Annotated in this window: 10 protein-coding genes; 8 read left to right on the top strand and 2 right to left on the bottom strand. The window is 53.2% G+C overall.

The genetic code is table 11. From position 1 onward, the window contains the following. Positions 1–170 precede the first annotated feature (170 nt). Entirely contained in the window at positions 171–1673 is a 1503-nt protein-coding gene (locus G7020_RS19340; protein ID WP_124097831.1) for a UvrD-helicase domain-containing protein, read from the bottom strand. A gap of 148 nt (positions 1674–1821) precedes the next feature. Between G7020_RS19340 and G7020_RS19335 the strand changes: the two genes are divergently transcribed. Both G7020_RS19335 and G7020_RS19330 read left to right on the top strand, forming a co-directional pair. Continuing rightward, positions 1822–2142 carry a hypothetical protein gene (locus tag G7020_RS19335; RefSeq protein WP_124097832.1) on the top strand — a complete coding sequence of 107 codons (321 nt, stop codon included), beginning with the start codon at positions 1822–1824 and terminating at the stop codon, positions 2140–2142. 100 nt (positions 2143–2242) lie between these two features. Continuing rightward, positions 2243–2584 carry a hypothetical protein gene (locus tag G7020_RS19330; protein ID WP_124097833.1) on the top strand — a complete coding sequence of 114 codons (342 nt, stop codon included), beginning with the start codon at positions 2243–2245 and terminating at the stop codon, positions 2582–2584. Positions 2585–2743: 159 nt separating this feature from the next. Here the strand turns inward: G7020_RS19330 and G7020_RS19325 are convergent, their stop codons facing one another. Continuing rightward, a complete protein-coding gene (locus G7020_RS19325; protein WP_124097834.1) occupies positions 2744–3610 on the bottom strand; it encodes a replication initiation protein in 867 nt (288 codons plus the stop codon). A gap of 1016 nt (positions 3611–4626) precedes the next feature. On the opposite strand from G7020_RS19325, the gene G7020_RS19320 reads away from it, so the two are divergent. The 6 genes from G7020_RS19320 to G7020_RS19295 all read left to right on the top strand — a co-directional run bounded on the left by G7020_RS19320 (position 4627) and on the right by G7020_RS19295 (position 10929). Beyond that, complete coding sequence (locus G7020_RS19320) at positions 4627–5106, top strand: partitioning protein (RefSeq protein ID WP_124097835.1); 480 nt, start codon at positions 4627–4629, stop codon at positions 5104–5106. Between the two features lie 210 nt (positions 5107–5316). Further along, on the top strand, positions 5317–6450 hold the full coding sequence (locus G7020_RS19315; RefSeq protein ID WP_124097836.1) for a ParA family protein: 1134 nt from the start codon (positions 5317–5319) through the stop codon (positions 6448–6450). A 153-nt stretch (positions 6451–6603) separates the two neighbouring features. Then, positions 6604–7620 (top strand): ParB/RepB/Spo0J family partition protein, encoded by a 1017-nt coding sequence (locus G7020_RS19310; protein ID WP_023101939.1) that lies wholly within the window; start codon positions 6604–6606, stop codon positions 7618–7620. 390 nt (positions 7621–8010) lie between these two features. Continuing rightward, positions 8011–8316, top strand: coding sequence for a hypothetical protein (locus tag G7020_RS19305; protein WP_023101938.1), 306 nt, complete (start codon positions 8011–8013; stop codon positions 8314–8316). 919 nt (positions 8317–9235) lie between these two features. Further along, entirely contained in the window at positions 9236–10219 is a 984-nt protein-coding gene (locus G7020_RS19300) for a ParB/RepB/Spo0J family partition protein (protein WP_023082874.1), read from the top strand. A gap of 65 nt (positions 10220–10284) precedes the next feature. After that, complete coding sequence (locus G7020_RS19295) at positions 10285–10929, top strand: hypothetical protein (protein ID WP_023082873.1); 645 nt, start codon at positions 10285–10287, stop codon at positions 10927–10929. Positions 10930–11085: the final 156 nt, after the last annotated feature.

The following is an 11085-nucleotide window of genomic DNA, read 5'->3' as shown; positions in this document are numbered from 1 at the left end:
CAACCTTTCTCGACTGATGTGTTCAGTTTCGCTCGGCTCAACGAGCAAGACTACATAGCCTTGATCCCGCAGCTGCTGAAGCAAAGCTGCCTGGCCTGTAGAAATGGGCATGAGAATATCTCCTGTGATCAGTGGGTGGTTTTCGAAAGTCGAAGCATGCTCGAGGAGCACTACGCGGCAGCTACCTGCTTCTTCTTGAAAACCATCGGGGTATTTGGCTTGCGGCCGTCACGCCGGTCGACGAACTCTTTCATGATCTCCAACATCGTCGAGTTGACAGCAAGAACTCGCATGGCGCGGGTACACGCGACGTAGAGGAGGTTCATCTCATCAATCCATGGTTCCTTTTCGTTCTCTGGATTGAATGGATCGAAGGTGAAATCTTCAGCCAGTTGCACCGCATCCCACTCCAAGCCCTTCGAACGATGCGCGGTGCTGAGAGTGATGGTGGCTTCAAGCTCATCGGTGACAGCATTACGCCGCAGCTTGGCAAATAACTCTGGGAGATCCGCGCTGTACTGCTCGATGATCTTGATCGAGCGGTTCATCTCAGGGTCTTGGCTTTCATCGGCAATCTGCTTGTAGAGATCGTAATCAGGATATTCCTGGAGGAGTTTTTTCCCCTTCACTCGGTCACGCCACCCCTTCGATAGCGCATGTAGGTCTTCAAGATCCTGGAGGTTGTAACCCTCGATCCCCCCAACCCAGTAGATCTTTGCGCCAGTCTCTACATTGGCCAGCGCCGTCTCGATCACTCCAACCACCGTCCGGCAGAGTACGGTGCGATGTTCAAGGTCAGCAGGTAGTGCCTTGGAAACACGAGTCTCGCCGCCAAGCCCAGCCAGTTGGCGGGATTCACCCTTGAACGCGAGAACCATGTTGGCGACGTGCGCAACGGCAGACCCGAACCGAAACGACTGAGTGAGGTAATGGACTTCCGCTTTGTCGAGCCAGGTTGCATTGAGAGCATCTACGGCCCCCCTGAAGCGGTACAGCATCTGATGGCCATCACCACAAACGACCACACCCATACCGTATGCCGCCTGCTGCGCAAGCACACCTGCAATCACTGGATTGATGTCCTGTGCCTCATCTCCAAGCGCGATATCGTAACGGTCCCGCAAGTTTGGTTTCGAGAGAGCCCAGAGCTTTAGGTACCCATCGTGCGTAATGTTCGCAGCCTCGTTATGGATGTCGCACATTTGCCCCCAAAGCTGCCTGGCTCCTTCTACGATGCTGCCGGCGGCGCGCTTCATTCGCTCCGTTTTCAGCTTACTGACAGGGCAGTGACAGAGCTCGATGTCGTCATCCGCGCTTGCCAAATAATTATTCAGCGTTTCTTGCACGCTGCGCACCAATTCCCAGTTCTGAGAGCCGATAATCCTTGCGATGTCGGTCAGGCGTAGGTTGCTCGTGAGCTTGTGTCTGTACTTCGATCCGATCGACGCATAAGCCAAGCCGTGGGCTGTTTTGCACGTCACGTTCGGCGGAAATTTTTGCTTGGCAGCAATCTCGACGCTTTTGTTGTAGCAGAGGTAGAGCAGACGACATTGAGGCCGAGCCTTGGCATAGCCAACAAGCGTGGTGGTCTTCCCAGTTCCAGCAAAAGCCACCAGCTTGACGATACGGGCCAACGAGTTAATCGCTGGCCCCTGTTCGTGGGTGAAGTTCATCCCTTGGATCTCCGTTCTGATATGGCTCCATGGTTGCATAGCCACGCACAAACCCAAGCGGGGTGCTGCTAGCTCTGTCCTTTACAGGATTTGGGTATTTCTGGAGAGCTGGCAATGTCTTCTCACACCCGGAATCAGAGCAGCAATCATGAATTACGACGAGATCCTTTCTTGCTATCAGCGTCTTCTTGAAGCCAATCCAGGGAAAGCATTGCAAATCGGCGACGATTGCTACGCGGTGCTGATCAACGGAACCTTGAGCGGGGCATACACCACCCTGGATGGGGCTGTTGATCTCGGGACAACCTTCGACTTTGATCGCGAATCTTGGGATGCCGAATGCGAGTGCTGGGACGGAGATGTTTCTGGCATGCAAACAGCATTTTGCGTAGCCACTCCCACCCTCGTTGATCTCCCACCACCTCCCGCGGGAAATAGCACGCCCAACCAGGAGGGAGAAGAATGCTAGGGTTCGCCACCAATCCGACGCAGAACAACGCCAGGGGAATTCCGTTTGGGATTTACAGGATTGCTGGCAGGATGACTGCATATCAAGGGAGCCGTAGCTTATGACAGCCATCCAACTTTTCCAGCACCGCCAATCGGAGCCGGCATGCACCGATCTGATTCAGATGATTCGTGACGGCATGATTCGCCGGCTCAAGCGGTTTGTTGTTGAACCTTACGATGATGGCATCACCTGGGGGATTCAGACAGTCGCCATAGCAACACCTGATGCCGATGACGGCGACCAGTTTCCGGTTGTGATTGTCGACCTCCACGAAGACGACCAGGCTGCAATGTCGTTTGCCCTGAGCGTTTTCGACGCACTCAAAAATGCAGGCCGAGCAACAGGCGAGGATGTATGCCAATGGCGGCGAAGCCTCTTTACGCTTGTGCCTAATTACTGAGCTCTGCGCGCTCCAGACCGGGCCAAGAAAAACCCGCCATTAAGGCGGGTTTTTTGTGGGAGCGGCACCAAAAGGGCGGCAAATGACGACATGGGCGGAAAAAAGGCACAGACGACACTGCTCACAAAGGCACAAACGGTCGTCAGATGACGACGCATGCTAATCAGGCTGATCTTCTTCATCCGCCGAAACAGCGAACAGCAGTCCAGCTTCCTGAGCTTCAGCCAACTCGCCCAGGGGCTTAGTGACCAGCCATTCGCTTTCTTCGGCAGGGTCATACTCAGGAAGCGGTGGAAGATCCTCAGGGTCAAGTTCCAGATTAAGCGGGAGCTGTGCGAGATCACAGAAGGTGAATTTGATTGCGATCACCTTCCGCCCTTCCCTTCTCAACTCGTAGCTGACATCCAGATTGCTCTTTGTCTTCAGCTCCTCAACTGCCGGATCTATGACCCTCTGGCGGAGGTTGTTGAATCGTTGATATGCATCCGACAAGCCAAGGGCTACCCGCAAGGCTTCAACCTCGATGTAGGCCCATCCAGTCTTCCGAAATTGCATCAGCATCTCGAACAGCCGGAATGAATGGCTCGAGTCCAGGCAGGCTACCCGACGTAGATCATAGCTAGTCACTTTGCTGTACAGCATCGTGAGATAGGGCATGACATGAATGGTGAACGACAACTCAACGCGACCTTCACCATCCAGGTATTTGGCCCGATCAACCCAGCGCTTCCGCTCCATGCCGGACCCGTCAAAGGTCTTGATGTCGCGCTCGTACAGCTCATCAGCTGCCACTTTCATCTGCTCATAGGCATGCCTGAGCTGGACGCCGTAGATATCCGAATAGTCCACGGCCGACACGGACACCTTTTTCGGCATGGGCCTTCGTGGATCGAGCTTGCTGATAGCCGCGAGGATCAACCGCTGCTCGTTGAGGGTCAGTCGGTACGACGCGGTAATCAGCGTATTGGATTTCGTGACCCGGAGCGGCTTAGGTTCAGGTTTAGTAGGTTTGGGTAAATTGGACATGTCTGGCCCTACGATTAATAACGGAACCCTACAGAGAGATTCCTCTGTAGTCGATACCCAGGAGTCGTCTAATCTCTAACCTCCAGTAACCATGGGCCTTACAGCCAACCACCTGTTCAGATAGCTCGAAGGTGCATGGATCTGTAGTCGATAGGTGGCAGCCGTAATATGTAGTCGATTAGCTTCCCCTCCGGCGCGTACAACAGCCGTAATCTGTAGTCGATGGCGCGCGATACCTCCGATCCGCAGCCGTAATCTGTAGTCGATAGCAAAGAATTGGGCGTCACTGCTGCCTGGTAACGCCCATCTAGGCATAGCCGTAATCTGTAGTCGTATCGAGCAAATGGCTAGCACAGCAGCCGTAATCTGTAGTCGATTGGCTCCGAGAAGGGCAGGCAGGACTGTTTATTGGCGATTCCACACCAAATCAAGGCAACGCGAGGGGAAACGTCAAAGAAACGACGGAAAGAATAAAATATTCTTATAAAACAACGACTTACAAAACAACACCCGCGTACACAGGCCGCTTTGGCAAATTCAGCACACAAAATTGCTTGAAATCGAGCCTTAAAAACTCAAACTCGTGCTATGCGCACAAGCCTACAGCCGGAATCTGTAGTCGTTAGACGCAGCCCCAGGCCCCCTCATATAGGCTGTGGATAACGGCCGGAATCTGTAGTCGTCATAGCCGGAATCTGTAGTCGCGTCAGCCGGAATCCATAGTCGCAAAGCCGGAATCTGTAGTCGCAATACCGTAATTTGTAGTCGATGCTCCTCTGGAAGCCACGTGGCACTAGGGCTCCAGCCCCTTAAAAACAAGAGAACAACAAGAGAAAAACAGTTAAAAGGCTTTTAAAACTGGAAAGCTAATTTTTCTGAGGTTGAGGAGCCAAAGCCAAAAGCAGACTCAGAGTCCAAGTGCCGTTTTTCCGACGACAATTCGGTTGGAAAGCAGCACACCCGCCAGGTCGGTGAGGAGAAAATGATCCAAACCGAACACGACCTGGAGGAACCCAATGAACACTGCCGCTTACGCGGGCGTCGCAGCTTATCTGCTCAGCATGGCGGCTATAGCGCCGGAGCCGGTAAGCCTAGCTGTAGGCGTTACGACGATCGTAGACGTCCAGCAGCGCTACACCATCATTGACAAGATTGGTACGTCCTACACCGGCGGGCCGGTACTGAACCTTTCAGAGTGGGAAGTCAACCTCGATGGTGTTACTGACATCCAGCTGGCCTTTAACGCTGAAGGGGTCCTGGATGTCGCTACGGTGAAGGCTGACAAGCTCCATCTGGAGGAGGTGTTAGATAGCTTCAGGAACCAACTACAAATCAGCACTGATGAATTTGGCCTTGGCTTTGAGAACGTGACCTTCTTCTCTGGCACCACCGAGGTGGTTGTCGAATCGCATCCCCTAGACACTCAATTCACAGTCAACTACATCAGCGCTGACTTCAAACGCGCACGTACCCAAGCTCAAAAACAGTACGCCTAACCAGATCATAGAACTGCCCTGCCCTCTCCATGAAAAATCTAGTTCGCGTCCATACTTAAAAAACAGCCATTAACCCGAACTGACCGGCAGAACCAGCAGCCTTCAGTTCGGGATAAGCAACCTAAAAAAGACCCCTACCGTGATTTAGCCTTGAAAATACGGCTTTACGTATTATCATCCACCCTGTATTCAGCAAATGCAGGGATTGTCATGCAGCAGTCAAACGAGCAGTTTGAAGAAGAAACGGTCAATTACACCGACTTCGACACCCTCCTCTACCCTCCCCAGTTCGCGGCCGACTGCTTCGGCCTTACCACCCGTCGCCTCAAAGACATTGAAGACGAAAACGGCATCGAAATTCGACGGGTCCCGCGCGGAACTGTCACGTCGAGGGCTTATACGCTTCGCGATATTTTTGACATCGCAGCGCTTCGCCGAGCGAAAGGCTACGCAAAGGGTCTGCCTCGCCAGATTGTGATTTCGACGTTCGTGCAGAAAGGCGGTACTGGAAAGACGACAACCTCAGTCAACTTTGCGGTATTCCTTCAGCTTGCAGGTCTACGTGTGCTTTGCGTTGATAACGATCCCCAGGGCGATTCGTCCAGCGTGTTTGGCTACGATCCCGATCTCGCGCTATCAGATCTCGAGGCAATGGGAATACCTGCCGATCGCTATGTCGCCGGCCACTTTGGTAGCCTCCTGAGTCCAGATCTCCGGGTGAGATGTTTTGATCCCATGACTTTCGAGGAGGTCGTCAAGAAGCCATTCGGTGAAAATGGGCCACACCTGATTCCGGCGGATGCGTACCTTGAAGACCTGGCCGTCGCACTCGATGCCGAAAACAACATGGACTTCTGGTATGCCGGGTGGCTTGAGCGGGCGCGTAGCGGAGAAATCCCAGGGGTCGATATCTCCTCGTATGATGTGATTTTGTTCGACAACGCGCCTACCGCCTCCAGGCTCACCAAGAACTCCATCGTTGCCAGCGACTTTGTCCTCTGCCCCGTGCGGATGGACAAATTTTCGTTCAGGGCTCTGATGCGGCTTAACGACTGGATGGTTCGATTTGCGAAAGCATATCGGCGCTCTCCAGGGGTGCTTGCTATCCCTACGATGTTCATCCGTAACCGCAAACGCATCCTCAATAACCTGGTCGTCCTAAACGATCTTTTCCCTGGTCGGGTATCAGAGGAAAAACTCTATTACTCCGAGGATTACGGAAAGGCACTTGATCAAGGCGTTCCCCTGCTTGTCTGGAAAGGTGCGTCTTCCAAAACGATTGACTCGATGCGCAGCGTGTTCGGTGAGGCGCTGAAACGAATACGCGATCTGGCCGCTCAGTGATTGAGGTGGTGCTCGGAGCACCAGGGCCGTTAGATTTAAGTGGTGCTCCGAGCACCAGCAGTGTATGCGAAGAATATTGGTGCTCGGAGCACCACTTAAAACTTGAGAATTTCAGTGGTGCTCGGAGCACCACCACTTGGTTTCGGAGGAAATATGGCCAAGTCGGAGGATTACCCAGGTCAAAAAAAGGCCCCCCCTCAGTGGGTCACGGGGGTTCGCCCACCCACGGAAATTGCTGAGCCCAATCTCAGGGTTTCCGTTGCAGACATGCTTGCCGCACAGCGGGCAGAACAGGAGGTCAGTGCTCCAAGTCCGGGCGCAGTGTTAGCTCCAGCATCAGCTAATAATGATGAGTCTGTTGCCGCAAGTGACAGCGGCGTTCTCGCTGAGGTAAAGGTCGATTCGATTCGGGTATCTCCCTTTCAGCCTCGCTTGACCTTCAGCGAAGCAGCTATTGAGGACCTAGCGAACTCGATCGCCTCTGTTGGGTTGGTGAAGCCGTTGACGGTCCGACCTGTAGGCGATGGAGCTTATGAGTTGATCGGCGGTGAGCGTCGTTGGCGTGCTCACAAGCTGCTCGGCAGGGAAACTGTGACTGCCTATGTGCGCTCCGTTACGGATGCAATGGCGAAGATCTTGGCCCTGACCGACAACGAGGGACAGGAAGCTCTAACCGAGTATGAGCGCGGACGTTCCTATGCCGCGATCATGCGAGCAGGGGAGGAAAGCTCGATTCGTGCTCTCGCGCGCAGAGTAGGTGTCAACCATTCGATAGTTAGCAGATGCCTTCTCCTTATGGATCTGCCAGAGGAAGTGCGAGCAATACTAGACACGAATCCGGGGCTTATCGGCGGGAAATGGGCAAAGGACTTCATTGAATTCAGTCGCACCGAGCCGGCGTTGCTTCTTCAAGCAGTTACCTCTATGCGCGATCATCAATGGACGCAGGAGCATGCCCTACGGTGGTTAGCGAAGGAGGTTGCCTCGCGTGATCAGCAGAAGACCCCGGGCAAGTTCACCGATAAAGAAATCAGTGGGATAGGCAAGGTTCGTGTAGATGGAAAAAAAGTCGAATTTCGATGCGAGAAAACGGTCGACGCGAAGCGGCTGGCTGAACAGTTTGAGGCCTTCTTGAAGACCATAGACCGCTCCCTGATCACAAACGAATGATTATCAATAATATTGTAATGAATTATTTCAGACGCGAAACAGGTTAGAAAACGAGAACACGAAGGCGAAATGCCATGACAGAATATGGTTTTCAGACTTCGAGATAGGGATATATGGCAACCGCAGTCGCGCAACCAGAGCTCAGGGTGCAACCGCAGACACGATTCACCGCGCTCGCACAGCTGTCAAAGATTGAGCCTGAGCATTTGCTCGGCCTGAGCCGTATCGAGCTGTTTTCTGTGATTTCAGAGCACTGGCTGAAGTGTTCGGCCCCTGCGCGGATTCACATGTTGAGCAGCGAGGATCGGTTCATCCGAGGCGAGGCGCGGGCTCAAAACAAAGCATTAAGCGTCACGCAAATTTGCGCAGACCAAGCGCCAGGGATTATCTATGAGCAATTCAACCAGACACCGTATCTCACTGGCGTATGAGCACGAAGGTGAGGTGCGGCAGGCTTCAGCCGAGCTGAACCTAACGAAGGCGAGCATCATCTTTAGCGCACTCCCGAGCATAAAATTCAAGGTCTCCCTGAGCGATCCTGAACAGGTCATATTGCAGTTGCCCACAGACCGCAAAGGAAAAAAACCAACGGTGTCTTGCGACATCTCCTCGATTCCTGAGCTGGAAGCGGCGATGGCAGAGGTGCGCAAGCAAGGCTGGCTCAGGCCGAAGGTGTCAGTGAGTAAGTGCGAATGAACCGTGGCCAATGCCTAGATCCGATTGGAGTCGATATCTAGGGCGCGCACAAGCTCATTCGCTTCCCTTGTTGTTTGAGCGCGCGCGAAGAGTAGGGCGAGCGCGATGGGCTTAGCACAGAAGCTCAAAGGGTGGCTATCCGCGGGCCATCCCATACTCCGGACGGGAAATGATCCACATAGATCTCCGCGATAACCTATGCTTTTACCACCGCCAGTTCGCTTTCCTTCTGTAGGAGCGGGTCGGCTTAACGGCGGTCAGAAAAGCTCAAAAAGCATCAAATTAATGAAACTTATCACGCCTTAAATGGTCTGTGATGGCCTAATGTTTGCTGTAGACATGGCCCTAGCTTATGCTGTGCTATGAGACAACTTTTTATAGGTGTTGCCGTCCTGCAACCAGTTTACGAGCTGAAAAGATGACGAACCTTTGACGCCGTTTTTGTGTAGTGATGCAGGACTGTATATTTATACACTGATTAGCATGCAGCCTTTGCCTTGACAGAAAATACCGAGATTCAGCCATGATCACAAAGATGCCGCCTCATGTAGTCAGAAGCTTTCCCTACTGGGAGACGCCACCGGAGCCGGGCCAGGATTTACATGAATTGAAATGGGGCGTCATGGAAGTCCTTTCAGACAAGTCGCTTAGATTCGTTGACACCAAACCAGATCAGGAAGCTCTCGAGGAATTAATAAGCCAACTTCAAGAGAAGATTTAATATTGATTTAGATTTATTGTCCTAGGCTTCTGTAGATCACAACCCCTGCTTAAACGGCAGGGTTTTTTTTGCGCGAATGTCGAAGGCAGGCCAGCAAGATGGCCGCAAATTCAGACGCAAAAACGACCTGAAAAGGCGTCATTTATTTATGTGTTCGACTTATCGTTCCTTGATAAAACCCGGAACGAGAAGCTGCTTATGCAAAGCTATGATTTGGCGTTTCACGATTACGCTCAGCTTTTTCCGCTAATCATCGGTGATGACTACGAAGCCCTGCTTGAAGATATCGATACCAACGGACAGCGTGCACCGATCGTTCTCTATGAAGGAAAGATCCTTGATGGGCGTAACCGATATCGCGTTTGCAAGGATCTGCTGATCGAACCACGAACAGAGGAATACACAGGAGATGATGCCCTGGGTTACGTCCTCTCTTTGAACCTCTACCGCCGGCAGCTCACCGTAGCACAACGGGCTTTGATCGCTGCCGAGCTGTCCTCACTGCGTGGGAACAGCGCTATCACTGTTGACCTGGAGAAAGCAGCCGGGCAGGAGTTGGAAGCCGCAAAGATGGCTATTGAGGAGGCAGCCAAAGTCCTGGGTATCAGCCCACGCTCTGTGTCTTCTGCCTGCAAGGTTGTCCGGGACGGCACCAAAGAGCTGTTAGATGCTGTCAAATCTGGTGAAGTGAGCGTATCCGCCGCGGAACAGGTGGCTAAGCTCGAGAAAGAGGCTCAGCAAGAGTTGTGTAGCCGCGGGCCTAAGGCAATACGTAAGGCCGCGAAGGACATGAGAGAGGAGGGCAGAGCGAAACCTGCGTTGTCCAATAAGTCACTTCCGCCCCCAGAAAAAAGCAGTCACCTGCCACCGCCGGTGCCGCTTGACGATGATGAAGATGCTGATTCAGCACACGAAGCGCCGGCTAACCAAATAGCCGCGATCGAGCAAGAGTCGGACATTTTCTATACCTCGGAGAGAAAGCCAGCGGCTCAGCTACTGTTCGAAATGGCTGATGCAGGAATGCAGTTTGGTCGAGAAGCTGAGGGCGTTGCCGACGACATCATGAATGAGGTTGAGGAAGGCCTCGATCTTCAGTTCCTTGCGTTTGTTGTGGACGTAGCAAAGAGGCTGGAGAATCGGGTGAAGGCAAAAATGCAGGCCAGATACGCTGAGGAGACGTGAGGGTTGGGATTTTTTGGAAGGGTGATTTCATAGGTTAAAGCCCGAACAGAAAAGGAGTACCCCACATGCAAACACCTCAGGACGACACAATAATGGATTTTGGCCCGAACCTCTTCGGTGGCGAGGGTGGCTCCGCGTCCAATTCTTCGGCTGATGATTCAGATGCTACGAACGATGCTCCGGATGCTCCGGATGCTCCGGATGGGGCGGCGAGTATTTCTCAGCAGATGGCTGAAGGTTGCACCGAAGAGAAGACAGCCGAGGCCGCCGGCGGCCAGGCGGGAGGTGACAATGCTCCCTCGAGCAGCAATGGTGCATCTGGCGTGAATACTGAGAAGGCAGCCACTCAAACCAAGGCAGGGAAGTCCGAAGTAGGCACCAAAGCCTTGTCCAGTGTGAAAGCGGCCGTGAAGGTTTTCGAAAGCATCAATGGGTTCGACGAAAAAAGCGCGACTCAGCGTACCGTTGTTCGCGATCTGATGCTGAAGCAGTCCGAAGCCATGGAACTCAAGCTCCAGGGCAAGAAACCCCCTGAGGGTGAAGACTTTGATGCCATTGCTAAGCAGCTCCGGCGCGAGAACAACCGCCTCGACTCCCTGCTTGAAGGAAAGGAATCACTGTTCGGCAAGGCCCGGAAAGCCGCCGAAATTGCGATCGAAAACATGCAGGGCGTAATTGCCGAAATCAACCGCTTGGAGGAGGAGGGTTAGCCCTCCTGGACGACATGAAGAAGAAACTCTTGCGGATTCCACGGTCATCTGGCCACCCATTCCATGAGCATCTGACCACCGATTCCACGCTGATCCGGCCACCCATTCCACGCGCATCCGGCCACTGATTCCACGGCCATCCGGCCACTCAACCGG

The organism is Stutzerimonas stutzeri, from assembly GCF_013522825.1.
In the GTDB taxonomy this organism is placed as follows: Bacteria; Pseudomonadota; Gammaproteobacteria; order Pseudomonadales; family Pseudomonadaceae; genus Stutzerimonas; species Stutzerimonas stutzeri_AK.
This window is presented reverse-complemented; position numbering and strand designations above follow the sequence as displayed.